The sequence below is a fragment of the Campylobacter concisus genome (assembly GCF_003048595.2).
GTDB classification, from domain to species: domain Bacteria; phylum Campylobacterota; class Campylobacteria; order Campylobacterales; family Campylobacteraceae; genus Campylobacter_A; species Campylobacter_A concisus_L.
On the sequence record NZ_CP049270.1, the window covers coordinates 1,266,954 to 1,291,853 of the forward strand.

Below are 24,900 nucleotides of genomic sequence, written 5' to 3' on the forward strand. Positions count from 1 at the left end.
TCGCCAAAATTTTAAAAAGAGAGAAATTTGCAAGTTTACATCCACGTGCCATTTTGTGAAAGCAAATGTCCCTACTGCGCCTTTGGCTCAAGTGATGACGAATTTAAGAAGGTTAGCACCTATTTTAAGGCACTTTGCTTTGATCTAAATTTTCAGCTAAAAAGCCAAAATGTAAAAGAAATTTCTACTATCTTTTTTGGTGGTGGCACACCAAGTGCTGTAAATGCTAAATTTTATGATGAAATTTTTAGCATTTTAACGCCTCTTTGCACTCCAACAACTGAGATCACACTTGAAGCAAATCCAAATTCTGCAAATTTAGCCTGGCTAAAGCATGTTAAAAATTTAGGGGCAAATCGCATAAGCTTTGGTGCTCAAAGTTTTTTTGAAGATAAGCTAAAATTTCTTGGGCGCATTCACAGCAGAGAGCAAATTTTTAAAGCAGTTGAAAATGCCCAGACAGCTGGCTTTAGCAATATAAATTTAGACCTCATCTATGACACCAAATTTGACACTAAAAAGCGTCTTTTGGCTGAGGTTGAAAATTTAAAAAGTCTTGCTATTACGCACATAAGTGCTTACTCACTCACGCTTGAAGAAAATACCCCATTTGCTGGCAAAAAAAGCTATAAAAAAGATAGCGACAGCCTGGCTAAATTTATGATAGAACAAATTGGGCTTGCTGGATTTGCGCAGTATGAAATTTCAAATTTCGGTCAAATTTGCAAGCACAATCTTGGCTACTGGCAAGGCAAAAGTTATCTTGGTGTGGGCGCTTTTAGCGTGGGCTTTGTGGACGGCACTAGATACTACGCCAAAAACGGCATAGATGCCTACATCGCCAAACCAACATATAGAGAAAAAGAAATTTTAAGCCAAAGTGAGTTAGTAAGAGAGCATATATTTTTAGGGCTTAGAAGCATAGTTGGTGTGGAGGCTGGACGCTTAAGTGAGACTCAGATAAAAAGAGCAAATTTTCTTGTAGAAAATGAAAAACTGCTCTTTAAAAATGGTAAATTTTACAATCCAAATTTCTTACTAAGCGACGAGATCGCACTCTTTATCGAGGGCTAAATTTATAAAATTTTGAGCAAAGTCAAGATAAAATACAAAGCTTAAATAAAATTTAATAGAGGCAAAAATGTTTGGAATGAGTTTTTCTGAAATCTTAGTTATCGCCATTATTGCAGTGTTAGTTTTAGGTCCTGACAAGCTGCCAAGCGCGATGGTTCAGATTGCAAAATTTCTAAAAATGTTTAAAAAAGGTATAAATGACGCAAAATCAACATTTGATCAAGAAATGAAGATAGCTGAGCTAAAAGAAGATGCTCAAAAATATAAAGAGAGCATAACCCAAAGCGCTCAAAACGTGCGTAAAAAGCTCACATTTGAAGAGCTTGACGAGATCAAAAAAAGCGCAAATGATATCACTAACGATATACAAAATGTCGTAAGCGATACCAAAAAAACGGTAGAAAATATACAAAATCCAACAAATTTAGTTAAAGATGCGATCTTAAACGATAAAAAAGAGGCGTAATGTTTGAAGAGCTAAGACCCCATTTAATCGAACTTAGAAAAAGACTTTTTATAAGCATAGTAAGCGTTTTTGTCTGTTTTGGCATCTGCTTTACGTTTTGGAACCCACTGCTTGCATGGATGAGCGAACCACTAAAACAGGTCTTGCCAGCTGGCTCAAATATCATATTTACTCAAATTCAAGAGCCATTTTTTACTGCGATGAAAGTTGCATTTTTTGCTGGTGTCGTGATCGCACTACCTATCATTTTTTGGCAGTTTTGGCTATTTGTCGCCCCTGGACTTTATGACAATGAAAAAAAATATGTGATCCCATTTGTCATCTCAGCTTCATTTATGTTTGCGTGCGGGGCGGCGTTTTGTTATTACGTGGTCATCCCGCTTGGCTTTGCATTTTTGGTAAATTTTGGTGGCCAGCTCTTTACGGCTTTACCAAGCATTGGCGAGTATGTTGGCTTTTTTGCAAAACTACTGATTGGCTTTGGAATTTCATTTGAGCTACCAGTCATTACATTTTTCTTAGCAAAGATCGGACTTGTCGATGACAAAATGCTAAAAGATTACTTCAGATACGCTGTTGTTATCATCTTTATCTTTGCAGCTATCGTTACACCACCTGATGTGATAAGTCAAGTCTTAATGGCACTACCACTCATCGGACTTTATGGAATTTCAATAATCGTCGCTAAAAGAGCTAACAAGAGCGACGATGAAGACGAAAAAGAAGAACAAGACAGCGACGTAGCAAGCGATGAGTAATATAAACGACGTCTCGAGTTATGATTATTTTTTGCCTGAAGAGCTCATCGCAAAAGAGCCAGTTTTGCCAAAAGAAGAGGCAAGATTGCTTGTCTATTTTAAAAATACAAAAGAGATAAAACACTACAAATTTAAAGATCTCTCCAGCCTTATTCCAGATGATGCTGCAGTTATTTTTAATAATACAAAAGTTATCAAAGCTCGCATTTTAGGAAAAAAAGAAAGCGGTGGGGCTTGCGAAGTGATGCTAAATCAGCCCATAGGCGAGAATAAATTTAGCGTCTATATAAGAGGCAAAGTAAGCTCTGGTAGCGTTTTAAATTTTCCTGATAATCTAAAAGTCAATGTGCTTGAGCTAAATGACGATGGCACAAGGGTGGTAAATTTTACGCAAAATGGCGTTTTGCTTGATAATGTTCACCTTTTTAGTGAGCTTGAAAAGATCGGTCATGTCCCGCTTCCACCATACATTAAAAGGGCTGATACAAAGGATGATGAGAGCTGGTATCAAAGCATATTTGCTAAAAATAGCGGTGCAGTGGCAGCTCCAACAGCTAGCCTTCACATAAGTGAGCAAATGCTAGAACAGATAAAAACAAAGCATGAAGTCGCCTACATTACGCTTCACGTTGGCGCTGGGACATTTAAAGGTGTGGAGTGCCAAAATATAAATGACCACAAAATGCACTCAGAATTTTACGAGCTAAGCGAGCAAGCTCAAGAGATTATAAATTCTAATAAACCAATCCTTGGCGTTGGCACGACGGTTACTAGATGTGTTGAAGAATTTGCAAGAAGCAAGCAAGCAAGCGGCTTTTGCAAGCTATTTTTAAACCTAAATAATAAACCAATTAGACAAAACTACCTTCTTACAAATTTTCATCTACCAAAATCAACTCTAATAATGCTAGTTACCAGCTTTATAGGGCTTGAAGAGACGATGAGGATTTATAAAACGGCAGTTGATGAAAAGTATAGATTTTACTCATACGGCGACGGGATGTTGATAATATGAAAGATAAACATATCGATATCATAAACAGAATGGAAATTTTTCTTAGCGCCATATACCAAGATGCGCAAGACACTAAAAATTCCATCATTTTTAGTTACGATCCAAGTTATCCAAGGTTTTTAAAATTTGATGCCACAAATCTCATAAAAACACTTGAAAATATTTGCAAATTTTTCCTTTATTCTACCGAATATGCAGACATTTACATTCTCTTTCAACTTAAAAATTATAGTCCCAAATCTGTACATTTTGACATTAAGATAAAATCTAGCCATAGCGTAATGAGGCCAAGTCACTACTATCTCAGCAAGATAAACGACTATCTAAAAAAAGCAAATGAATCTATGATCTCTCATAATGATGGAGAATTTTTAATATCTTTTAGCGCGGCACTAACAGGCGATAGAGCTATCCAAAGACAAATAAATATCAAAAATCAAACAAATACAAATATCTTAGTCGCTTGCGATGACGATGCTTTGTTTGACACCATTAGTGCTCAGATAAATTTTTTAGGTCTAAAGGTTATCGGCAAAAACGACCTTAGCAATCTAATGAGACACATAAAAGATTCTATTTTTACCCCATTTGTTATTTTTATCGATAGTAAAATTTTAAAAAATGAAGCGATGCTAGAAGATATACTTGAGTTTAAAAATATTAAGAATTTTCGTATCGTAGCCATTTGTAAAAGCGATGAGTCGGCTAACGATCTGCCAAATAATGTCACAGTATTAAAGCAGCCTTTTAACACAGATAGCTTTCAGCTAGCTTTTAAAAATTCGCTCGAAAAATAGACCGATTTTTACTTTTTAATTTATCCCAAGATATCTTTTTAAAATAATAGTGGCCGAAATGCTATCTAGCCTACCATCTCGCTTTGTATTTGTGTAAATTTCACTAGCTTCACTGCTACTAAAAGCTTCATCTTGATAGACGATATTTGCCTTTACATCAAGAAGTGAGACAAAATGCTCGATACGTCTTCTCATCTCATCTTCGCTACTACCACCGATTGGCACACCCACTACCAGCGTGTCTGGGGCATATTCATTTACCTTTTGGCTCACATCTCTTGCGGCTTGATTTCTATTTTTTCTAAGCACTGGCTCAAGCGGAGTCACGATCTCGCCAAAACCAAAGGCAAGCCCTATTCGCTTTAACCCAACATCGATCGCCATAAATTTCTCTCTCATAACACGCTCTTCACTCTTAGATTTGAAATTTCAACTAGCCCCTCAAGCTCATACTCATAGATGATATCGCCAAATTTTGCCAAAACTTCATCAAGGCTTACACCATTTTTACAAAATTTTAAAATCTCGTCACTAGTCTTTTCTTGCTCTTTTATCTCGCCAAAAAGTGAAGCAAATTTATGATAGTCATCAATAAGCTCGGCTTTTTTATTTGCAAGCAAAAAATTTGTCCCATCGCTTTCGCCCATGCGCTGTGGCAGTACATAAACTGGAATTTTAAGCTCGTTTGCAAGCCTTGCACTTTGCATTGAGCCACTTTTAAGATCAGCTTGCGCGACGACTAGAGCTTCACAAAGCCCCACAACTATGCGGTTTCGCTCCAAAAATCTATAAGCAAGTGGTGGCTCACCTTCATCATACTCACTAAGAGCCAAGGCTTTTTCATAAATTTCTTTTATCACCACTTTATTTTGGCTTGGATAGATGGTGTCAAGTCCGCTCGCAAAAATACCAATCGTTCGTGGCATAGCAGCTTTATGAGCTGTGATATCAACGCCGATAGCTCCGCCACTTACCACGCAGACGTTTGCACTTTTTAGTGCTGCGCAAAGTGCCGTAACGCACTCTTTTGTATAAACACTTGCCTTTCTTGAGCCAACAACTGCGATCTTTGGCAAAGATAAAAGCGAAGTATCTCCGATAAAATTTAGCTGTTTTGGTGGATTTTTTAGTCTATTTAACGGCTCTGGGATAAAATCAAGTCTCATAAAATATCTTTTAAATAAACCACATCAACATCTTTTAAAAGATTATTTTTGCTCTCTTTTATCACTGCGATCGTATTTTTCTTTGGATGTCCAATGGCGATCGCATAGCCTCTTTTTTTAGCCAAATTTACAGCAGCCGCAAGCTCACGCCTAACAGCACTAGCCGATGGATCGTCGTCTAAAAATATATCTCTTGAGATGTATGGTTGATTATGTTTTTTTGCAGCTCTTGCTACTGCGGTTTGAGCGATAGTTTTGCTGTCAATAAAGACAAAGCCCTGCTCTATCAGCGCCCTATAAGCCTTATCCATAGCATCAAAATCGCTTGTAAAGCGCGATCCTGTATGGTTGTTTGTATATTTTGCACGCGGGAAGTCTTTACGTATCTTTTTTATCTTCTCAAGCATGCCCTCAAAGCTCTCGTTGATCGTAAGAGTGCCTATCTCTGGGCTATCAAAGTGTTTTGCTTGCATCGGAAGATGTATCATGTAAAACTCAAATGTTCTTGCGATATTTGGCGTATCTGGATGAGTCTTTGTCGCTGGAAAAATAGACGGCGTGATTTTTAAGCCAAGCGACTTTATCATACTTGCATGTTCAAATGTCGCTACATCGTCTATTATGATAACGAGCTTTGCGCGCCCTTTTATACTGGCATTTGGCGTAAAAGGTACCGCTTCAAAGCTATCTTTTTTTATATTCTTTTCTTCGTATTTTGTTTTTTCTATCTTTTTAGTGGTTAAATTTTCAGCTTTTTTAGCTGGCTCGACTTTTATGTTCTCGCTTTTAATTTTCTCTTTTTTTTCTATTTCAGCGCTTTTATTTTGATCGATTTTTACTTCAAAATTTTGAGATTTTAGCTCGGTTTTTTGTTCGATTTTTGAGCTATAAAATGGCTCTATCTTTTGTTCATTTTCTATTACGCTAGGCTCTGTATTCTTATAACTTGCAAGCAAATTTTTAGTATCGTTTTGCTCTTTTTTTATCTCTTCTTTTTTGGCTTCACTCTTTACTTCAGCTATCTTTTTTTGCTCTTTTGGCTCAACTTTTGAATTTAAAGTAAGCTCACTTTTATGCTTAGGATCAGTAAAAATTTTACTTAAATTTTCATCTTCATCAAATTTTAGAGGGTATTTTCTCTTTTCGTACTCTTGTTTTTTCTCTTTACTGGCAAACTTTGGCTCAGCTTTTTTAGAAATTTGCTTCTCTATCTTTGGCTCATTTGTTTTGCTTAACTGCTCTGTACCATTATTTTTTATACTAAGGGCTACGCTAAGTGCTATTATCAAAATAGCTGCGATAATGCCGATACCAAGATAGGTTTTATTGTGAGAGCGACCTGCACTATTTTTTGTGGGTCGCTTCTTTGCAGTCTTTTTTTCGCTCAAGGCTTAGTTTTTATTTTGATCTATAAGTTTGCCGTTAGTTATCCAAGGCATCATCGCGCGAAGTTTTTTGCCAGTTTGATTTAGCAAACTTCTCTCAGCTATACCGCGTTCAGCGTTCATTCTAACATATCCTGCTTTTCTCTCTAGGATAAAGTCTTTTGCAAATTTGCCATTTTGAATCTCTTTTAAAACTTCTTTCATAGCTTTTCTGCTCTCTTCGCCAACTACTCTTACGCCGCTTACGTAGTCGCCGTATTCAGCTGTGTTTGAGATAGAGTAGCGCATATCAGCCATGCCACCTTGATACATTAGATCAACGATTAGTTTTAGCTCGTGCAAGCATTCAAAATAGGCCATCTCAGGCTCATATCCAGCCTCTACAAGCGTATCAAAACCAGCATTTACTAGCGCGCAAAGACCACCACAAAGTACTGCTTGTTCACCAAACAAATCTGTTTCAGTTTCATCTTTAAATGTTGTCTCAATGATGCCGGTTCTGCCGCCGCCTATACCGCAAGCATAGCTTAGAGCGATCTCTTTTGCCTTTCCACTTGCATTTTGCTCAACAGCGATAAGATCAGGTATGCCGCCACCTCTTACGAATTCGCTTCTAACTGTGTGTCCTGGTGCTTTTGGAGCGATCATAATGACATCTATATTTGCTGGAGCTTTTATCTGGCCAAAATGAACATTAAATCCATGCCCAAACGCGATAGCAGCGTGATCTTTTAAATTTGGCTCGATCTCATTTTTATAAATTTCTGCTTGAAGCTCATCTGGAGTTAAAATCATAACCACATCAGCGCCTTTTGTAGCTTCACTTACGGTTTTTACCTCAAAGCCTTTTGCTTCAGCTTTTGCCCAGCTTTTGCCACCTTTTGAAAGGCCAATTACAACGCTTACACCGTTATCTCTTAAATTTTCAGCATGTGCATGACCTTGTGAACCAAAGCCGATGATTGCTACTTTTTTACTTTGAATAAGGCTTAAATCGCAGTCTTTATCATAATAAACATTTATAGCCATTGTTACTCCTATTATTAAAATTTGGCAAAATTATAACTTTAGCCAGCAAAAATTCGGCTGAAATATACAGAAACTCTTTTTAAGTTTTATGATAATTTATTTTGATAAAATACGCTGAAATTTCAAAAAAAGAGATAACTCAATGAATGAATCAGTTTTTAAAAAAATCAAAGCACTTCCACCATTAGATGACACAGTTATACAAATTCAACGCTTACATGCGGACGAAAATAGCTCAATAAGTGATCTTACAAAAGTGGTCGAAAAGGATCCTATGCTAACGGCAAATATCTTGCGTTCAGCGAACTCTCCACTTTATGGGTTTTCTCAAGAGATCACAACCATCGCAAGAGCTATTTCTCTTTTTGGTATGGCTACTATTCGAGGTTTTGCGCTTTCAAGTACGATTAAAAAGAGCTTTTCTATAAATTTAGAGCCTTATGGTATTACTACACAAGATTTTTTAAATATCTCGATAATACAAAATGCACTGATGTACAATTGGCATTCTAAAGTTAATCCTAAGAGTCTAGAAATTCTCTCTCCGGCTTCATTTATGCTTGAAATTGGAAAGATAGTCCTTGCTCATGAATTAGCTGAAAATAAGCAAGACGTCGAATTTAGAGAAAAACTTAAAAATATATCTAGTCCAATTGATCTTGCTCTATTTGAAACAGAAATTTTAGATATGTCAAATGAAGAAGTTACAGCTAAAATTTTTGAACAATGGAACCTTGAGACAGAGCTTAGCAGCTCAATACTCTATTCAAATAATCCAGAAGAGGCACCAGATCATATAAAAGATTACGCAAAAGCCCTAAAAGTGATAAAAACGGCTGTAAATATCTTTAATCAACTTGATGATATAAGCATACAAAATACTCTACCTCTTCTTGACGAATACGGCTTTGGACATGATACGTTTCTAATGGCTGTCGCTAAAGTCAAAGACAATTTGTGAAAGAATTTTTAACATCACTTCTAGTTGGCATCAAAGAAAAAGAGATATCAAACGAAGATAAAGAGATCTTACGTAATCTCCTAAACCTTGGTGCTGTAAGCTCCCACAAAGATAGATTTTACCTAAACAACGGCTATGTCTGCGGCAAGCTAGACATCAGTCAAAACGCAACTGGCTTTATCATGCCGTTTGATAAACGCTTCAAGCAAGACATCATCGTAGAAAATAAAAATTTAAACAACTCTCACCTTGGCGACATTGTGTTAGCAAAGCTTTTGCCGCTTAAGAAAAAACGCCAAAGCGCTAAAATAGTAATGAGCCTAAAGCTTGCAAATGAGACAAGCGTGGTCTATACAAAACGCTTTGGAGCGGCCATTTTAGGGGTAAATTTAAAAACTGGACTAAGCACAAACCTAAAGGCGACACAAAAAAGCCTAAAGATGCTCCCTCTTGGGACGCTACTAAAGATAAATAACCTAAATAACGAAATAGTCGAGGTTTTAGGAAATTTAGAAGATCCATTAAGCGATGAGAAAATTTCGCTTGCTATTTATAATAAAAACGATAAATTTAGCGAGGCTTGTGAGCTTGAGGCAAAGGCTTTTGGCGATGAGGTTGATGCTAGCATGTATCCAAACAGGGTTGATCTAAGAAATTTAGACTTTTGCACGATCGATCCAGTCGATGCCAAAGACTTTGATGATGCCATATATTTCGATGAGAAAAAGCGTGAAATTTACGTCGCAATCGCTGATGTAAGCGAGTATGTGACCGCATATAGCGCTATTGACAGCGAGGCTAAAAAAAGAGGCTTTTCTATCTACTTTCCGCACATCTCAGTACCGATGTTGCCGCGCGCGCTTAGTGAAAATATCTGCTCGCTAAAGCCAAATGTTCCTCGCCTTGCATTTTGTTTTAAAATTTCACTTGATAAAAACAACGAGGTAAAAAAAGAGGAGCTTTTTGAGGCGATCATCCTTTCAAAAAGGCGCTTTAACTACGACGAGATCGATGAAATTTTAGAGGGCAAAAGAGAGTGTGAAATTTCATGGATCAAGCCACTTTTTAAACTCACCACAAAGCTTCGTAAAAAAAGGCTTTTGCACGCATTTGACTTTAGGACAAAAGAGCTTAGAATGAGCCTTGATGAAGAGGGCCAAATTTCTCAAACTAGGTTTGAAAGCGACTCCGACTCACATAGACTAGTCGAGGACTGCATGCTTTTAGCAAATAAAGCTGCCGCAAAGCTCATCACAAAGGGTGTTTTTAGAAACCACGCATCGCCTGATTTTAAAAAGATAGATACATTACTTGAAGATTTGCAGCTTTTGGGGCTTGACTTTACCTACGAGAGTGACCTTGCAAATTTGATAAGAAAGATCCAATTAAAAGCCGATGAACTTGGCAACCGCGAGGAGATAGACAAACTCATCATCAAGTCTCAAAAAAAAGCTGAGTATTCAAGTGAAAATTTAGGCCACTTTGGGCTTGGATTTGATAGATACACACACTTTACAAGCCCTATTAGACGATATTCTGACCTTATTTTGCATAGGCTTTTAAAGGCTAAAATTTCAAAAGATGAGAAGCTTTACAACTTCTTGCTTTTAAACATCCAAAGCACCTGCGCAAATTTAAGCGAACTTGAAAGAGAAGCTGATAAGGTAGCCTACGACTTTATGGATAGGAAATTTGCACGCTGGGCAGTAGCAAACATTGGCAAAGAGGTGCGCTGCTATGTGAGCGAAAACCAAAATGTCTTGGTTGCTAAGCTTGATGATTATTTTGTTGGAGCTAGGATTTTTATAACAGGATACAGCGCAAATTTACTTCAAAAGCTCGTGGTAAGGATCACAGAGGCCGACATCGCGAGTGCTAAAATTTTTGCAAAAGTGGTAAGAAAGATCGATGTATAGAAAGGATTTGGAGCTAAATTTAGCAAATGCAAATTTAAGCAACTACTTCTTACTTTTTGGCGCAGACGAGTTTCAGATCGAGCTTTTTGGCAAAGAAATTTTAAGCTTTTACTCGAGTGAAAATGCGAATTTATTGAGCCTTTATTTTGACGAGTACAACTACGCGCAAGCAAGCTCTCATCTAAGCGAGCAGTCGCTTTTTGGCGGCAAAAATATCCTTTATATAAAAAGCGACAAAAAGATCCCAGCAAAAGAGCTAAAAGAGCTCATCTCGCTTTGCTCAAAAAGCCAAGATAACTACTTTTTATTTGAGCTTTACGAGGCCGATATGAAGCTAGTTTTTGATACACAAAAGGCTTTTGGGACAAATTTTGCAAGATTTTTTAAGCCATCAACTCCAGATGAAGCGATAAATTTACTAGCCAAAAACTCAGCCAAAATAGGCCTAAACATAACCAAAAACGCACTTTATGAGCTTTATTTTACCCATAATGAAAATTTATACCTTGCTGCAAGCGAGCTAACAAAGCTAAAAAGCCTAAATACTCACATCGAACAAGACGATATAAAAAGGCTGGTTTTTGGGCTTGGCGGGATAAATTTTGATGATTTTTTCAATAAATTTATGACACTAAAAGATATAAAAAACGACTTTTTTACTTATCTGGAAGATCCAAATTTTAATGAAATTTTTCTTCTAAACTCGCTTTACAAAGCATTTTTTAGGCTATTTAAAATTTACTCTTACATCAAGATAAATGGCCGCTTAAATTTAGACGAAGCGATCGGCTATCAACCGCCTGTAAATGTGGCAAATTTATTAAAAGCAAATAGCTTAAAACTAAATTTAAATACCTATTTGGAGATATTTAAAACGCTAAATTTAGCCGAGTTAGAGCTAAAAACAAACACAAAAATGGATAAAGAAATTTTTGTATTATCAACCATTTTAAATTTGCAACATCTCATATCAACAGCAAATATTAAGTAACTTTAAGCTAAAATCCACCCTTGCTTAAAGCAAAATCCTTGCTCACAAAGTGAGCTAAATATCCATAAGGAGAAGAAATGAAACATTACGAGCTTTTATTTATTCTTAAGCCAACACTAACGGAAGAGGAAGTTAAAGCTAAAGTTGACTTCGTAAAAGAAGTTATAACAAAAAACGGCGGCGAGATCGCTACTGTCGTTGAGATGGGTACTAGAAAGTTAGCCTATGCCATCAAAAAATATGAGCGTGGAACATACTTTGTTATCTATTATAAAGCTCCACCAGCACTTCTTGCAGAGCTTACAAGAAACGTAAGAATCACAGAAGATATCATAAGATTTTTAAGCGTTAAATATGAAAATAAACGCGAAATCGCAGCTTGGGAAAGACTTTGCAAAGGTATCAAACAAACTATCAAAAAAGAGACTCGCGAGCCAAGAGCACCACGTGAGCCAAGAGTTGAAAAAGTAGACGAGCAAACTTTTACAGAAGAATAATCAAGGATAAAAAATGTTCAATAAAGTAGTCTTAGTTGGAAATTTAACTAGAGATATAGAGCTTAGATATACTACTAGTGGATCTGCTATAGGAAATTCTGGTATTGCTGTTACTAGAAAATTTAATACTAACGGCGAAAAACGTGAAGAGACATGCTTTATTGACATATCGTTCTTTGGTAAATCAGCTGAGATAGCAAATCAATATTTAAGCAAAGGCTCCAAACTTTTGGTTGAAGGAAGATTAAAATTTGATCAATGGACCGACAACAATGGACAAAACCGTTCAAAGCACTCAATTGTAGTTGAAAATATGGAGATGCTTGGCGGAAATAGCGGAGCTAATGGACAAAGCCAAGGTGGATTTAATCAAAATAGTTCGTACTCACAACAACGAAATAATGGTTCAAATAATAGCTATGGCAATGGTGGATATCAAAATTCAGCACCACAAAGACAGCAAATGCAACCACAAAATAAAAAAATACAAGAAGAGTACTATGAGGAGAAAATCCCTGATATAAACATTGACGCCGATAATTTTGATGGCGACAACGAAATACCGTTTTAATTTAAAGGATAGAAAATGGCAGAAAAAAGAAAATATTCACGTAAATATTGCAAATTTACAGAAGCAAAAATTGATTTTATAGATTATAAAGATACTTCTCTTTTAAAGTATTGTTTATCAGAGAGATTTAAAATAATGCCAAGGCGTTTAACTGGCACATCAAAAAGACATCAAGAAATGGTAGAAAAAGCGATCAAAAGAGCTCGTCATGCAGCTATTATACCTTACATAGTAGATCGTAAAGATATAGTTTCAAATCCTTTTGATGGACTATAATTATTTAATTTATTAAACCCCTATCAATGGGGTTTAATCCTAATCTTAAATATCCTAGATTCATGTTCTTATAGATTTTTATTTATTGACTGCAGTTTAAAATATTTTTCAAGCACTATCTATAATTTTGGTTTAACTTACACGAGGCAATTAGAATTTATTCAGGTGGACATCTCAAATATATGCTGTCTTTAAATAACTCTATAGCATCAATTTATTAGTTCAAAATAATTTATTTAGCCATATATACAATCAATATCGTTGATCTATATTATTCACAATTTTTACCACGAATCACGCATTATCTATCGTATAGCAATAGCTGTCCACATAATGCTAAAAGACAAGGTACTTAAATGTAAATAAACTTTATTCAATAAATCCAATATTCATCCATTTGGTGTTCATATATCTTGCAAGTGGTATTTATCATGTATTTTTAAAATCAACTGATACCAAACCAACCTAACCATGCAACAATGTTAACTAAAAACAAATTTTAAGCATCCTTTTCTTGACATGCAATAATGTTTTTTGTATAATCTCAATTCTTTTTTAAACAAATGTCTTGCTAGCTCAGTCGGTAGAGCATCTCACTTTTAATGAGGGGGCCGTTGGTTCGAATCCAACGCAGGACACCATTTTTGGGTTTATGACCCTTTCGTCTAGTGGCTCAGGACTCTACTTTCTCTGTGTAGAAACAGAGGTTCAAATCCTCTAAGGGTCGCCAGATATTTTTTAAATTTTAGGTCGCTTAGCTCAGTTGGTAGAGCGCCACCCTTACAAGGTGGATGTCATAAGTTCGAGTCTTATAGCGACCACCATTGTAGGTGCAGCGGTAGTTCAGTTGGTTAGAATGCCGCCCTGTCACGGCGGAGGTCGCGGGTTCGAGCCCCGTCCGCTGCGCCATCTATTATTCTTTGACTTTTATTTTACCTAATTACTGAAATTCTTAAAAATAGTGTATTTTATTAAAATTTATGCTTTAAAAATTTATACATAAGACAAATTAAAAATAAAATCTAAGTCATCACTGCCAAATCGCATATATTTAAAAATAAATCTTTTACTAAAATTTCTAAATAATTGATACAAGACAAATCAAAATTAATATTTTTATCTCTAAGTTATCAAAAAATCAATATAATCGTAAAAATTTAATAAGGGAAATTTATGGCATTTGAAAATGTATTAAAAGCGATTGAAGATATAAAAAATGGCAAAATGGTAATTATGGTCGATGACGAGGACCGTGAGAATGAAGGAGACTTGGTCTTTTCAGCGGCAAGCAGCGATATGCAAAAGGTAAATTTTGCAATCACTCATGCAAAAGGTGTACTTTGCCTTGCAATGGATGAAGCAAACGCAAAAAGACTTGATTTGCCGCTAATGGTTTCTAAAAATACATCCAGTCACGAAACCGCATTTACTGTCACGATTGATGCAAAGGAAGCAACGACAGGCGTAAGTGCTTATGAGCGTGATATGACGATTAGACTTGCTGCTAGTACTGATTCGGTGCCTGAAAATTTTGTAAGGCCTGGGCATATATTTCCGCTTATTGCAAAAAAAGGCGGCGTACTCGTTCGAACAGGTCACACTGAAGGATCAGTTGATCTTTGCAAACTTGCTGGCGTTAGTCCAATGGCAGCGATTTGCGAGATCGTAAAAGAAGATGGCACAATGGCAAGACGTGATTATTTGGAAGAATTCTGTAAAAAATTTAACCTAAATATGATAAGCGTTTCTGAATTAGTAGAATACAGACTTAGCCACGAAAGCCTAATAGAAGTTTCGCCCGCAAAGAGTGTAAAAATCTGTGGTTTTGAAGCAAAAAGATATGACATAAAAGATCACGAAAATAAAAATCACGCTGCCTATATTTTTGGAAAGATAAAAGCGCAAACTAATGTAAAATTTCAAAAAATAAGTAAAGATCATGAGCTTTTAAGCGGAGATAAATTTGATAATTTATTAAAGGTATTGGACTTTTTAAGTAAAAATGGCGGAGTGTTGCTATTTTTAGACAGCAATAAAAGCGATGCAAGCTCACAAAAAGATTATGGCATTGGGGCACAAATTTTAAAATATTTTGGTATAAGCGAAATTGAGCTTTTAAGCTCAAATAAAAATAAAGAATTTGTAAGCTTAGCAGGCTTTGGTCTTGATATAAAAGGCTATAAAGAAATTTAATTTTGCCACGTTCTATTTAGTGCGGATATCAATCGTCCTAATAGCAAAATTCTTCACTTGGAAAAATTTTGCTCTTTACATCATTTGCGTAGGATTGCACACTCTTTCTTACAATATCCGCTCCATCAAGATAGCGTTTTACAAATTTTGGCTTAAAGTCCTCGAAAAATCCAAGCATATCAGACCATACAAGTACTTGCCCATCGACGTTTACTCCGGATCCGATACCAATAACTGGTACATGAACTTGCTTTGTTATCTCGCTAGCCACGCTACTCATCGTGCCTTCAAGTAAGATGCCAAATGCTCCAGCTTGCTCAAACGCCAAAGCCTCTTCAATTAGTTTTTTTGCCTCGATCTCGCTTCTGCCTTTTATCTTATAGCCACCTTCAAATTTATAAAACTGAGGCTTTAAGCCAATGTGAGCCATAACGTTTATGCCCTCTTCACAAAGGCGCTTCACTAAATTTACTTGATGCATGCCAACTTCGAGCTTTACCGCATCGGCATTTGTCTGTTTGAAAAAATTCATCGCATTTTTTATCGCTTGCTTTTCATTTGTGTAGCTGCCAAATGGCATATCAGCCATGATAAAAGTATTTTTAGCTCCGTTACAAACGGCCTTTGTATGATAAAGCATGGTATTTATGTCTGCACTTATCGTGCTTTCTTGCATATTAAAACTCATATTTAAGCTATCGCCAACCAAAATAATATCAGCATAATCATCAAAAAGCTTAGCAAATAACGCATCATAGGCAGTTATCATTACAATAGGCTCAATGCCTTTTTTGTTTTTTATATCATTTATGCTTAGTTTTTTCATCTGAGTTTTTTCATTTTTCATTGCAAGCTCCAAGGATTTTTAGCTAAAAGGCTAACAATTTTATCAAATTTTTGCTACAATTACGCCAATTTCTTAAGGACATAAAAATGGGTATATTAAAAAGGCTTGAAATAGATTACTCTTATGACATAGTTGAAGAATTTTTATCTCACTATGCTTTAATGTGCGATTTACTCGAGCCTTTGATAATAAATTTAGGAAGAGCTGATAAATATAAAGATAGTATCTTAGAGCTTACTAGGATTTTTCATAATATTAAATCAGCAGCAGGATTCATGCATCTTGATCCGATATTAAAGCTTACAACTTTAGCTGAAGAGATAACTCAAGAGGCAAGAAGTCTAAAAGGGCCAGCAAATGATAAATTTATAGATTGGTTGCTACTTATTAGCGATCAGTTTAATAAATATAAAGATGACGTCGAGAACGATTTTGAATATTTTAGCGTTCTTGAGCCAAAAATCATTGATGTGCCTGCAAAACTTAACTAAATAATTCTTCACTAACCATTTTATTTTTTGGGAGCGACTTGGCTTCGACAGGAGCAGAGTGTGTACGGTGGCACGTCGCTTTGAGCAAAGCGTAAAAAGCTCAAATTAAATTTAAACGCAAACAACGTTAATTTCGCTCCTGCTTACGCTAAAGCTGCGTAAGTTCAGTTGAGCCTTGCTTAGTCTAATTCTAGCTAGGACAAAAGCAAGTAATTTAGCTAGAGTAGGCTCGCAAAGTGACTGCTTGCTAGCTGAAATTTTAGTCTTAGTCTAAATTTTGGTTTTGGAAAGTGAGCCTTTTTAGATGAAATTTTCACTTTTACTAAGCGTGTAGAGGCTGTATGCATTTTGTTTTTGGACAGGGGTTCGATCCCCCTCGCTTCCACCATTTCTATCTAAAATACAAATAAATTTTTATTAAATAGCTTAAATTAAAAAAGCTCTTCTGACTCAAAATAATTTTGTGAAATATTTCGCTCTTTTTCATTAGTATTTACATGAAGCACATAATAGCCTATCTGTGTGTTGCTAGCGTCTATTAATGGAACCACGCAAAAGTAGTGTGTTTTATAAACGTAAAATTCATATTCTTTAAAATTAATATCACGCAAAAAACCTACTATATTTAAATTTGCACTGCTTAAATTTTCGATGTAATAATCATTTAAAATTTGATCACTCGGAATGCTTTTACGAGATGGCATCTTATCTTTTGCCAAAAGAACAAATAGATCAATTCCTTGCTTTTTAAAATAATTTCCAAGTGAGTCAAAATTTAACAAAACCTCGATGTTGCCAATAATTTTACCATCACGTATTACGTTTGAGACAGCCCTTATATGCGTTCCAGCATACCACGCCTCGATACCGACCATGGGCTTGTTTTGATGCCTTGACTCTTGCACTAAAAACCTACTACTAGCGATCATATCGCCATATCTGTTTAGATCCCAGCTCCTTACATAGCTTTTTAGATCTTTATCATAAATGTGAAGCTTAATATTGTTATACATCGAAGCTGCACCAAGGGTTTTGGTTAAATTTTCGATATTTTTTATGCATTCATCGCGGCTTTGACCTAGCAAACACATTTGTATAGACTCATTTTGAGCAAGCAGGATAGAGATCGCCATTGATGAAAATTTCTCATCATCTATGCTTTTATTAAGCTGTTTTACCTGGTAATCAAAAAAGACTCGCATATTATTTTGCATCTTTTCAGCCATATAAGAGCTGTAAAGAAAGTAAAAAAGCCCTCCAAGTACTATGATAAAGATAAAAACGATATAGACATTAAGATATTTTTTATATTTATTCAAAAACTAGCCCTTAACTTTTCTTCTAAAAATTTTGCAAATTTATCAAATTCTGGCAACGCAAGCTCGCTTTTTCTTTTTGGATTAGCCCAAACGCTATCTGGAAAAAACGAGTCACTACTAAATCTAGCAATAACATGAATATGCACGTGTGGCACGTAGTTTCCAAAGCTTGCAATGTTTATTTTGGTTGGTTTATAAAACTCAAGCATAGCCTTTTCGCTTATAAGCATCGCTTCAAATAGCCTTGCCCTACTCGCTTCATCGCAATCGCTTAGCTCACGAAATGGCTTAATGGTAAAAATTTTTATCCAAGGAAGCTCATTGTCTTCACGCTCGATTTTTATAAATTTATCTTCATAGATCATATTTATTCCTATTTTTATACAAAATTTCTCTCTCTTAAAAGCGTATAAAGTTTAATAGTCGAGATAAAAAATGTCACGATCGCTGGTCCAAGGATCACACCCCAAAACCCAAATGTCGTGATGCCGGCGAGCATCGCAAAAAATATAAGAAGTTCATTTATCTTTGTTGGTATTTTGACCAGCTTTGAGTTTATAAATTTAATAACAAGTGGCTTTAAAAGCGTATCAGCTGCAAATGAGATCACTACGATCGTATAAATTGCGATAGTTATCGCTGCTGCTGTGTTGCCATTTGCAAACTCATAAATACTAATAGGCGCCCACGCCAAAATACCGCCAACAACTGGGATTAGTGAAGCAAAGCTAAAAAAGATGCCAGTTAGCACGCCGTCATAGCCGTAAAAGCTTGTGATAATAGCAAATAAAAAGCCTTGTATTATCATATTTGCAATGGTTGAATAAAAAACGACACTCATCACATTGCCAACTTCGCTTAAAATAGACTCTGTGTCATCTTGCTTTAGCGGAAGTGCATATTTTAGATAGCTGATTAGTTCATTGCCATAAAGATTGCAAAAGAAGAAAAAGACCAAAATAATAATCATATCAACGCCAAATTTAAGGCTTAACTTACCTAGACTTGCAAGATTTGTCGCAAGTTGAGAAAAAAGCATCTTAATATCAAGTCCGCCAATAAATTCTTTTATCTTTGGCTCTAAAAAATTTATCGACTCAGGCATCCTAAAATCATAATTTTTGATAAATTCTATAGTCTTTGTAACATTGTTTATATCAAAGCCAGCCGCGTATTTTGCGATCTCAACCACCGCATAAAGAAGTGGGGCGATAAATAAGCAAAGAAGCACAGATGTGGTAAGAGCCGATGAAAGCGTCTTTCGGTTTTTGGTAAGCGATAAAAATGCGATTTGGACATTTGAAACCGCGACAGCAAGCAGTGCAGCGATAAAAATATCAAGCAGATAAGGTTTAAAAAGATAGACCACTAAAGCCAAAGCACAAAATACAAAAATTCCAAAAAATAGTCTATTGTTCATCTTGCTCCCTTAAAATGGGGTAATTATAGCAAATTTATTAAAGCTGCTCATTTGCTTCCCAAATTTGCTCAATCTCTTTGCCATCAAGCTTGTAAAGCTAGCAATTGTGGCTAGGCTTTGGGTATTTTTAGCATGCTACTGGCGCTTAGTAAATTTAGATAAATTTATAGTTTTACGCAAAATTTCTAGCTCAAAAGCTCCTACAAATTTAGCCTTTTACGTGCACTGAAAATTTGCCCCAACGATCTCGCATTCATCACATATTTGAACATATATAGTTCCATCGCCATCTACTAGACTTCCAAGAGGAATTTGTGCTAGATATTTCATGCTTTTGCTGCATTTTGGACATTTTAAATACTCGGCATCTTGCTCCCACTGCGGATATCCACCAAGCAAAATTTCGCTATCTATCATATACGAGTAGTGAGCGCAAACCTCGCTGGCTAGCTCGAAATTTTGCCCATCAAGAGTCGTCACAGCATCTCTTAAATAGTCCTCACTCTCGCCCTCGCCCACTATCTCTGTTTGCATATTATTGTCATCATTTTGGCAAAAATACTGCACCAAGCCCACACATGTTGGGCAAAATTTAAGCACAGCATCGTTTTTTAGCTCTAGTCCGAGTCGCTTTAGACTCTCTTTTTTGATGATAAATTCCAGCATCTCACCGCTACAAAATTTACATTTTTCATCGCTTAGTGCTTTAAATTTAATGCTTGTATCTACGTTTTGGCTTGGCTGGCAAGTAAAGCACCTATCAAAAAATAGGCTTCTTCTCTTGCCGCTCTCATCAAAGCTCCAGCCAGCAACCTGCGCGTATCCATCCATATCAACGTGAAGCTTTGCCTTCCAAGGCTTTGGCGCTTTATAGAGCTTAAAAAATAGCTCCCTCACCACCTCATCGCCCTGCCACGCAAGCGCACAAAGGATGTGATTTATTTTTACGATATTTTCAGCGCCATTTAGACTATTTATGAGCTCATCTCTCACGTCGCTTGTGGCGTTTTTATAAATTTCAAATGGGTAGTATTCACTCTCTTTGGTCACTTCTCTTATTATCTGCTCGTCGCAAATTCCGTGCAGGTAGAAAATATAGACAAGATCGCTATAAATTTCATCATATTTGCCTATATCGTCTGTGTGAGCTAGGACATTTTTTAGCTTTTGCTTAATCTCAGTCTCGCTTAAACCTTGATAAAACTCCAGCTTCTCTTTTTGTCTGCATTCGTAGCATATCCCATCAAAGTAAATCGTCCTTTGCTTGCACCTAGGACAAAGATGTGGCTCGCCCATTTTTGCTCCAAATTTAAATTTCGCTACTCAAAAAGCCCTTTTTCGATATCGATCTTGACATTAAAGGTCTCAAAGCACTTCGCACTCGCGATTCTACCCTTTGCGGTGCGCTCGATAAAGCCATTTGCAAGCAGATATGGCTCTATAACGTCCTCAACCGTGCCCTCGTCCTCGCTAAGTGCCGCAGCGATCGTGCTAAGCCCCATCGGACGGCGCCTTGCTTGCATCAAAATTTCTAAATACCTAATATCCATCTCATCAAATCCAAGCGAATTTACTCCAAGCGCATTAAGTCCCTCTTTTGCGCGCTCGTGGCTGATGATTAGCTCGTCATTTACCTCGGCAAAGTCGCGAATTCGCTTTAATAGCCTAAGAGCGATCCTAGGCGTGGCACGTGAGCGTTTGGCGATCTCTAAAGAGGCGTTTTTGTCGCACTCTTTACCAAGCTTAGCTGAGGCGATCTGTACGATACGGCTTAGCTCGCTACTTGTATAAAACTGGAGTCTAAAATCCATCCCAAAGCGGTCTCTTAAAGGCGCTGAGATCATGCCAGCACGCGTCGTTGCGCCTATTAGCGTAAATTTTGGCAAGTCTATCTTGATAGTCTGGGCAGCTGGTCCTGAGCCTATGATAATGTCTAGCCTAAAGTCCTCCATCGCAGGGTAAAGCACCTCCTCAATAGCTGGGCTTAGGCGGTGGATCTCATCGATAAAAAGCACGTCGCCCTCTTGTAAATTTGTAAGGATTGCCGCCAGGTCGCCACTCTTTTCTATCATCGGTGCTGCGGTCATTTTGATACTCACGCCCATTTCGTTTGCTATGATGTGAGCAAGGGTTGTTTTACCAAGTCCTGGAGGGCCGTAAAATAGCACGTGATCTAGGCATTCATTTCGCTTTTTGGCTGCTTTTATAAAGACATCTAAATTTTGCTTGATCTTTTCTTGTCCGATGTAGTCTTCAAATTTTGTCGGTCTAAGTGAGACTTCAAAGTCATTTTCAAAGCTTACTTTTTCGATTTCAACGATTCTATCCAAAGTTTTTCCTTCTAAATTTAAGGCTTCATTTTACGCTTTTATGCTTAATTTAAGCTCGTTTAAATTTATAATAAAAGGTGCTACCCTCGCCGTAGACGCTATCAACGCCGTATGTAATGCCATGTTTTTGGCAAATTTCACTGACGATATTTAGCCCAAGGCCAAAGCCGCCTTGGATTTCATCCTCTCTGACGTATCTTTTCCAGACCTTTTTGACGTCCTTTATCCCCTTGCCAAAGTCTTGCACGCTAAGCTTTATGCGCTCATTCTCAAAGCTTAAATTTATTAGTATCTCGCTCTCTTTTTGACTGTATTTTATAGCGTTTGTGATGGTGTTGTCGATGATACGCTGAGCTTCGACCTTGCTTAGCATAGTAAATGCATCGCTTGCCAAATTTGTCTTTACCACGATGTGCTTGACATCAGCCACGCTTGAGAGAAATTTCACTCGCTCTTTGACGTAGTCGCCTAAATTTAGCCTCTCAAGTGGGAATTTGATATAGCCTCGCTTTATGAAATACTCGACATCTTCGTAGGTTATTTGCATCTGTTTTAGGGCGTTTTTGATGCGAGTTATATACTTGTTTTCAAGCCCAAGCATCTCAAGATTCATACCAGCTACACCAAGTGGAGTCTTTAGCTCATGCATGGCGTCGTTAAAGAAGTTATTCATATATTTTTGAAACTCTTTATAAGGCTTAACGCTGCTTAGATATAAGAAATATACGATAAAAAGCACCGCTACAAGGATGACAAGGAGCATAAGTGCCGCTAGAAATATACTTTTTTCATTATCAAGCTCTTTTTCAACGACAATGTAATAAGGCGTTTTATCCTTTATAAAAAAGCTTTTATAAAACAAGCAGCCATTTTCTTCAAGTGTTACAAATTTAAAGTTGCTTGGCTGCCTGGAGAGATTTGAAATAATTGGATTAAAATTTACATCATAGATCGCAAATTTATAATTTAAAGAAGGAGTTATATTTTCATTTTTTAAAAACGAATTTTTGATAATAGTTTCATGCTTCATCGCACCAAAAAGAGCTTTTGAAGTGCTATTTTTTTGACTTAAATTTAAGATCACAAAGCTTTGAAAACAAAAAAGCGACATTATCACAAATGTCGCTATGATCTGAACCTTAAAGCTCTTGTGCATCTATCTTATAGCCTATACGCCTCTTTGAAGTGATAAAGTCACTAGTTGTTTTGTTTCTTATCTTTAAAACGTGCATTCTAATATCAGCGCCTTCTATTTCTTTGTCATTCCAGACAAGATCTCTTAGTTCTTCCATGCTGACGTAAGAATTTAGATGTGAAACTAGACACTCAACAAGTGCGACTTCTTTTGCACTAAGATCGACCATTTTGCCGTTTTTAAATAGCGCACGCTTGTTTAGATTAAAGCTAAACTCGTCATTGATCTTTACTATGTTCTTATCATCAGTACCATAGTATTTTCTCATAAGCTCAGTTACTCTAAATTTAAGCTCAGCAAGCTCAAATGGCTTTTTTAGGTATTCATTACAGCCAAGCTCATAGCCAATAGCCATATCGCCTATATCAACTAAAGATGTTGTTATCATGATAGGAGCGTTTGGATTTAGACTTCTTATATACTTGATGACCTCGTGACCATTTACTCCAGGCACTTTTATGTCAAGTATAAAAAGGTGATAGAAATTTTTTTCTATCAAGTCGCAAGCCTCTTGACCGTCGCTCACCGCTGTAACTTCATAACCAAGCGTCTGCAAAAACTCACAGACGCTCTCTTGAAACCCCAAATCATCTTCTAAAAGCAAAATCTTCAAAATGCTCTCCTAAAAAACAAACTTTAATAAGATTTTTATCTATTGTAATACTTAATAGGTAAATTTCAAATTAAAATTCTTTTTTAAGTATTAAATAAAAATTTGTCCTGCATAGACTATGTAATATCTTAGCAAAAAGACGCCACAAATGACTAAAACAGCGTTTAGCACGGCGAATTCGCGTTTGAAATCATGCACCTTTAAAACGCTTAAGTCTAAAATGATAGGCACAGCCATACCAAGACCTATGACGCCGATATAAAACATCAGCCCAAGAGAATTTGCGCTAAGTGCGTTTGCTACGCTCTGCGCACCACTTACGCTTGCACCTTTTACGACCATGAAAAGAGCAACTATTAGCAAAAACTCGACTATTATCGCAAAAAAGTCAAATTTTAATAAAAAGTGTGCAGTTTGATTTTGCTCTCTTGTTTCATCTTTTAGCACTCCAAAAAGCAGTGTAAATGCACCAGCACAGCTTAAGCCAGAGACTAAGAATAATAGTGGCAAAACCGGTGTGTTCCAAAGTGCTATCTTATGAGCTGCACTTAGCAAAAAGCCTGTATATGCGCCAACGCCGATGCCTAAGATGAAAAGCAAAACTCCAAGCAAACCTGAAAGCTTGCTAGCTAAATTTGCAAGCGCGTCAAAAAGAGAAATTTTAAGCATTGCTATCTCATTTTTAAACGCACCAAGCGCATATATAACGCTAAGAGGCGTATAAACTAGAAGCAATGCAACACCTATTGACATAACTGAGTCGAAGTTATAAAGCAAGAGTATCCAGTAAAAGCTAAGCGGCTTGCCAAGATCAATCACCAAAAGGGCAAGTCCAAGGATGATCGCCACTGGAGCGATAAGAGCGGCTGCTTTAAAGTAGTAGTTATCCTTGCCAAATTTATTTGAGATAAGCACAGCAACGATGCTAGCACCTGCACTAAGTCCTGCTAAAAATAGATAAAAAGCTATCGGCCAGCCCCAGTAAATTTCTGTGTATTGAGCTAGGCTTCCTGACATGTTATTCATGGTGTGCTCCTTTTGTATTTGCGATCATCGCAAGTGAAGGTTTTGTGTTTAACTCCGCTTTTGGCAAGTAGTATTTGCTCTCTTTTAGTTTCTTTGAAATTTTAGAGTTTTCATCATTTACGTCGCCAAAAGTTAGGGCATTTGTAGGGCAGACGCTAACACAAGCTGGGTCTTTGCCCTCTTCTAGCCTGCTCTCATAGCAAAATGTGCATTTGCCTATCTCGCCATCTGGCAAGACGTAGCGAGCGTCGTATGGACAGGCTAGGATGCAGTACTTGCAACTAACGCAAATTCTGTGATCAAGCAGCGTCACGCCATCAGCCGTTTTAAAGCTAGCTCCAGTTGGGCAAACCTCAACACAAGGTGCATCTTCGCACATAACGCAGCTTTGACGTAAAAAGTCAGTCTTTAAATTTGGAAATGTCCCACTCATCTTTGCATGCACCTGCAAGCGGTAAAGTCCCCTTGGCACGTTGTTTGCACTTCTGCAAGCTACCGAGCAGCCTTGACAGCCGATGCATAAATTTTCATCATGTATCATCATATATTTTTTCATTTTCTATC

The 24,900-nt window shown here is 36.8% G+C and carries 27 protein-coding genes, 4 tRNA genes and 1 other RNA gene; 18 read left to right on the forward strand and 14 right to left on the reverse strand.

All coding sequences use genetic code 11. The features are described 5' to 3' along the window. Positions 1-27: 27 nt before the first annotated feature. The 5 genes from hemW to CVT15_RS06465 all read left to right on the forward strand — a co-directional run bounded on the left by hemW (position 28) and on the right by CVT15_RS06465 (position 4,110). On the forward strand, positions 28-1,074 hold the full coding sequence (gene hemW / locus CVT15_RS06445) for a radical SAM family heme chaperone HemW (protein WP_103576390.1): 1,047 nt from the start codon (positions 28-30) through the stop codon (positions 1,072-1,074). Between the two features lie 67 nt (positions 1,075-1,141). Continuing rightward, positions 1,142-1,540: a Sec-independent protein translocase protein TatB gene (gene tatB, locus CVT15_RS06450; RefSeq protein WP_103576391.1), complete on the forward strand. Its 399-nt coding sequence runs from the start codon at positions 1,142-1,144 to the stop codon at positions 1,538-1,540. Then, positions 1,540-2,298, forward strand: a complete 759-nt coding sequence (tatC, locus tag CVT15_RS06455; RefSeq protein WP_021091515.1) for a twin-arginine translocase subunit TatC — start codon at positions 1,540-1,542, stop codon at positions 2,296-2,298. The genes tatB and tatC overlap by 1 nt, the downstream gene beginning before the upstream one ends. Next, positions 2,291-3,313 carry a tRNA preQ1(34) S-adenosylmethionine ribosyltransferase-isomerase QueA gene (gene queA / locus CVT15_RS06460; protein ID WP_107898134.1) on the forward strand — a complete coding sequence of 341 codons (1,023 nt, stop codon included), beginning with the start codon at positions 2,291-2,293 and terminating at the stop codon, positions 3,311-3,313. The genes tatC and queA overlap by 8 nt, the downstream gene beginning before the upstream one ends. Then, a complete protein-coding gene (locus CVT15_RS06465) occupies positions 3,310-4,110 on the forward strand; it encodes a hypothetical protein (RefSeq protein ID WP_107898135.1) in 801 nt (266 codons plus the stop codon). Before queA ends, CVT15_RS06465 begins: the two co-directional genes overlap by 4 nt. Before the next feature lie 15 nt (positions 4,111-4,125). Here the strand turns inward: CVT15_RS06465 and ruvX are convergent, their stop codons facing one another. From ruvX to ilvC, 4 genes are read right to left on the reverse strand one after another with little or no spacing between them, the layout of a single operon-like run. Further along, entirely contained in the window at positions 4,126-4,509 is a 384-nt protein-coding gene (ruvX, locus tag CVT15_RS06470; RefSeq protein WP_087583917.1) for a Holliday junction resolvase RuvX, read from the reverse strand. Then, positions 4,506-5,276 (reverse strand): DNA-processing protein DprA, encoded by a 771-nt coding sequence (locus CVT15_RS06475; RefSeq protein ID WP_103576394.1) that lies wholly within the window; start codon positions 5,274-5,276, stop codon positions 4,506-4,508. Before CVT15_RS06475 ends, ruvX begins: the two co-directional genes overlap by 4 nt. Then, positions 5,273-6,664: a divergent polysaccharide deacetylase family protein gene (locus CVT15_RS06480; RefSeq protein WP_103576395.1), complete on the reverse strand. Its 1,392-nt coding sequence runs from the start codon at positions 6,662-6,664 to the stop codon at positions 5,273-5,275. Before CVT15_RS06480 ends, CVT15_RS06475 begins: the two co-directional genes overlap by 4 nt. A 3-nt stretch (positions 6,665-6,667) precedes the next feature. Further along, positions 6,668-7,690, reverse strand: coding sequence for a ketol-acid reductoisomerase (gene ilvC, locus CVT15_RS06485; RefSeq protein WP_054196937.1), 1,023 nt, complete (start codon positions 7,688-7,690; stop codon positions 6,668-6,670). Between the two features lie 142 nt (positions 7,691-7,832). Between ilvC and CVT15_RS06490 the strand changes: the two genes are divergently transcribed. The 11 genes from CVT15_RS06490 (at position 7,833) to CVT15_RS06540 (ending at position 15,095) form a co-directional block, all read left to right on the forward strand. Then, a complete protein-coding gene (locus CVT15_RS06490) occupies positions 7,833-8,651 on the forward strand; it encodes an HDOD domain-containing protein (RefSeq protein WP_021091523.1) in 819 nt (272 codons plus the stop codon). Next, positions 8,648-10,567 (forward strand): RNB domain-containing ribonuclease, encoded by a 1,920-nt coding sequence (locus CVT15_RS06495; protein ID WP_107898136.1) that lies wholly within the window; start codon positions 8,648-8,650, stop codon positions 10,565-10,567. Before CVT15_RS06490 ends, CVT15_RS06495 begins: the two co-directional genes overlap by 4 nt. After that, on the forward strand, positions 10,560-11,558 hold the full coding sequence (holA, locus tag CVT15_RS06500; RefSeq protein ID WP_103576397.1) for a DNA polymerase III subunit delta: 999 nt from the start codon (positions 10,560-10,562) through the stop codon (positions 11,556-11,558). Before CVT15_RS06495 ends, holA begins: the two co-directional genes overlap by 8 nt. A gap of 77 nt (positions 11,559-11,635) precedes the next feature. Then, positions 11,636-12,055: a 30S ribosomal protein S6 gene (gene rpsF, locus CVT15_RS06505; protein WP_054196940.1), complete on the forward strand. Its 420-nt coding sequence runs from the start codon at positions 11,636-11,638 to the stop codon at positions 12,053-12,055. Positions 12,056-12,068: 13 nt separating this feature from the next. Next, positions 12,069-12,626 (forward strand): single-stranded DNA-binding protein, encoded by a 558-nt coding sequence (locus CVT15_RS06510; RefSeq protein ID WP_103576398.1) that lies wholly within the window; start codon positions 12,069-12,071, stop codon positions 12,624-12,626. A gap of 15 nt (positions 12,627-12,641) precedes the next feature. Continuing rightward, positions 12,642-12,902, forward strand: a complete 261-nt coding sequence (gene rpsR, locus CVT15_RS06515; protein ID WP_087579022.1) for a 30S ribosomal protein S18 — start codon at positions 12,642-12,644, stop codon at positions 12,900-12,902. Between the two features lie 565 nt (positions 12,903-13,467). After that, positions 13,468-13,543, forward strand: a tRNA-Lys gene (locus CVT15_RS06520). A 13-nt stretch (positions 13,544-13,556) separates the two neighbouring features. Next, positions 13,557-13,632, forward strand: a tRNA-Glu gene (locus CVT15_RS06525). Between the two features lie 18 nt (positions 13,633-13,650). Continuing rightward, positions 13,651-13,726, forward strand: a tRNA-Val gene (locus CVT15_RS06530). A gap of 8 nt (positions 13,727-13,734) precedes the next feature. Continuing rightward, positions 13,735-13,811, forward strand: a tRNA-Asp gene (locus CVT15_RS06535). A 264-nt stretch (positions 13,812-14,075) separates the two neighbouring features. Next, positions 14,076-15,095: a bifunctional 3,4-dihydroxy-2-butanone 4-phosphate synthase/GTP cyclohydrolase II gene (locus CVT15_RS06540; RefSeq protein WP_103576399.1), complete on the forward strand. Its 1,020-nt coding sequence runs from the start codon at positions 14,076-14,078 to the stop codon at positions 15,093-15,095. Positions 15,096-15,132: 37 nt separating this feature from the next. Here CVT15_RS06540 and panB read toward each other — a convergent pair whose 3' ends face one another. After that, on the reverse strand, positions 15,133-15,942 hold the full coding sequence (panB, locus tag CVT15_RS06545; RefSeq protein ID WP_103576400.1) for a 3-methyl-2-oxobutanoate hydroxymethyltransferase: 810 nt from the start codon (positions 15,940-15,942) through the stop codon (positions 15,133-15,135). 86 nt (positions 15,943-16,028) lie between these two features. Between panB and CVT15_RS06550 the strand changes: the two genes are divergently transcribed. Beyond that, positions 16,029-16,433, forward strand: coding sequence for a histidine phosphotransferase (locus CVT15_RS06550; protein WP_035167557.1), 405 nt, complete (start codon positions 16,029-16,031; stop codon positions 16,431-16,433). Between the two features lie 29 nt (positions 16,434-16,462). Continuing rightward, positions 16,463-16,821: a transfer-messenger RNA gene (ssrA, locus tag CVT15_RS06555) on the forward strand. 43 nt (positions 16,822-16,864) lie between these two features. Here the strand turns inward: ssrA and CVT15_RS06560 are convergent. The 9 genes from CVT15_RS06560 to CVT15_RS06600 form a co-directional block, all read right to left on the reverse strand. Continuing rightward, on the reverse strand, positions 16,865-17,752 hold the full coding sequence (locus CVT15_RS06560; protein ID WP_084109392.1) for a cache domain-containing protein: 888 nt from the start codon (positions 17,750-17,752) through the stop codon (positions 16,865-16,867). After that, the gene (locus tag CVT15_RS06565) at positions 17,749-18,117 is read right to left on the reverse strand and encodes an HIT family protein (RefSeq protein ID WP_103600176.1); all 369 of its coding nucleotides are present in this window, start codon (positions 18,115-18,117) and stop codon (positions 17,749-17,751) included. Before CVT15_RS06565 ends, CVT15_RS06560 begins: the two co-directional genes overlap by 4 nt. A gap of 14 nt (positions 18,118-18,131) precedes the next feature. After that, the gene (locus tag CVT15_RS06570) at positions 18,132-19,172 is read right to left on the reverse strand and encodes an AI-2E family transporter (protein ID WP_103576258.1); all 1,041 of its coding nucleotides are present in this window, start codon (positions 19,170-19,172) and stop codon (positions 18,132-18,134) included. Positions 19,173-19,388: 216 nt separating this feature from the next. Further along, entirely contained in the window at positions 19,389-20,468 is a 1,080-nt protein-coding gene (locus tag CVT15_RS06575; RefSeq protein WP_103576259.1) for a cytochrome C, read from the reverse strand. Between the two features lie 23 nt (positions 20,469-20,491). Continuing rightward, complete coding sequence (gene ruvB, locus CVT15_RS06580; RefSeq protein ID WP_009294236.1) at positions 20,492-21,502, reverse strand: Holliday junction branch migration DNA helicase RuvB; 1,011 nt, start codon at positions 21,500-21,502, stop codon at positions 20,492-20,494. Between the two features lie 49 nt (positions 21,503-21,551). Further along, on the reverse strand, positions 21,552-22,658 hold the full coding sequence (locus tag CVT15_RS06585) for a sensor histidine kinase (protein WP_103576260.1): 1,107 nt from the start codon (positions 22,656-22,658) through the stop codon (positions 21,552-21,554). Next, positions 22,642-23,310 carry a response regulator transcription factor gene (locus CVT15_RS06590; RefSeq protein WP_021091644.1) on the reverse strand — a complete coding sequence of 223 codons (669 nt, stop codon included), beginning with the start codon at positions 23,308-23,310 and terminating at the stop codon, positions 22,642-22,644. The genes CVT15_RS06585 and CVT15_RS06590 overlap by 17 nt, the downstream gene beginning before the upstream one ends. 90 nt (positions 23,311-23,400) lie before the next feature. Next, positions 23,401-24,336 carry an NrfD/PsrC family molybdoenzyme membrane anchor subunit gene (gene nrfD, locus CVT15_RS06595; protein ID WP_107898319.1) on the reverse strand — a complete coding sequence of 312 codons (936 nt, stop codon included), beginning with the start codon at positions 24,334-24,336 and terminating at the stop codon, positions 23,401-23,403. Beyond that, positions 24,329-24,892 (reverse strand): 4Fe-4S dicluster domain-containing protein, encoded by a 564-nt coding sequence (locus CVT15_RS06600; protein WP_009294242.1) that lies wholly within the window; start codon positions 24,890-24,892, stop codon positions 24,329-24,331. The genes nrfD and CVT15_RS06600 overlap by 8 nt, the downstream gene beginning before the upstream one ends. Between the last annotated feature and the right edge of the window lie 8 nt (positions 24,893-24,900).

Coding starts and splice junctions, on each gene's coding strand:
- CVT15_RS06565 (WP_103600176.1), bottom strand. CDS start 18,117: ATGATCTATGAAGATAAATTTATAAAAATCGAGCGTGAAGACAATGAG.
- tatB (WP_103576391.1), top strand. CDS start 1,142: ATGTTTGGAATGAGTTTTTCTGAAATCTTAGTTATCGCCATTATTGCA.
- CVT15_RS06575 (WP_103576259.1), bottom strand. CDS start 20,468: ATGGGCGAGCCACATCTTTGTCCTAGGTGCAAGCAAAGGACGATTTAC.
- panB (WP_103576400.1), bottom strand. CDS start 15,942: ATGAAAAATGAAAAAACTCAGATGAAAAAACTAAGCATAAATGATATA.
- rpsR (WP_087579022.1), top strand. CDS start 12,642: ATGGCAGAAAAAAGAAAATATTCACGTAAATATTGCAAATTTACAGAA.
- ilvC (WP_054196937.1), bottom strand. CDS start 7,690: ATGGCTATAAATGTTTATTATGATAAAGACTGCGATTTAAGCCTTATT.
- CVT15_RS06600 (WP_009294242.1), bottom strand. CDS start 24,892: ATGAAAAAATATATGATGATACATGATGAAAATTTATGCATCGGCTGT.
- CVT15_RS06510 (WP_103576398.1), top strand. CDS start 12,069: ATGTTCAATAAAGTAGTCTTAGTTGGAAATTTAACTAGAGATATAGAG.
- holA (WP_103576397.1), top strand. CDS start 10,560: ATGTATAGAAAGGATTTGGAGCTAAATTTAGCAAATGCAAATTTAAGC.
- CVT15_RS06540 (WP_103576399.1), top strand. CDS start 14,076: ATGGCATTTGAAAATGTATTAAAAGCGATTGAAGATATAAAAAATGGC.
- CVT15_RS06585 (WP_103576260.1), bottom strand. CDS start 22,658: ATGCACAAGAGCTTTAAGGTTCAGATCATAGCGACATTTGTGATAATG.
- ruvX (WP_087583917.1), bottom strand. CDS start 4,509: ATGAGAGAGAAATTTATGGCGATCGATGTTGGGTTAAAGCGAATAGGG.
- CVT15_RS06475 (WP_103576394.1), bottom strand. CDS start 5,276: ATGAGACTTGATTTTATCCCAGAGCCGTTAAATAGACTAAAAAATCCA.
- nrfD (WP_107898319.1), bottom strand. CDS start 24,336: ATGAATAACATGTCAGGAAGCCTAGCTCAATACACAGAAATTTACTGG.
- queA (WP_107898134.1), top strand. CDS start 2,291: ATGAGTAATATAAACGACGTCTCGAGTTATGATTATTTTTTGCCTGAA.
- CVT15_RS06570 (WP_103576258.1), bottom strand. CDS start 19,172: ATGAACAATAGACTATTTTTTGGAATTTTTGTATTTTGTGCTTTGGCT.
- CVT15_RS06490 (WP_021091523.1), top strand. CDS start 7,833: ATGAATGAATCAGTTTTTAAAAAAATCAAAGCACTTCCACCATTAGAT.
- tatC (WP_021091515.1), top strand. CDS start 1,540: ATGTTTGAAGAGCTAAGACCCCATTTAATCGAACTTAGAAAAAGACTT.
- CVT15_RS06465 (WP_107898135.1), top strand. CDS start 3,310: ATGAAAGATAAACATATCGATATCATAAACAGAATGGAAATTTTTCTT.
- CVT15_RS06550 (WP_035167557.1), top strand. CDS start 16,029: ATGGGTATATTAAAAAGGCTTGAAATAGATTACTCTTATGACATAGTT.
- rpsF (WP_054196940.1), top strand. CDS start 11,636: ATGAAACATTACGAGCTTTTATTTATTCTTAAGCCAACACTAACGGAA.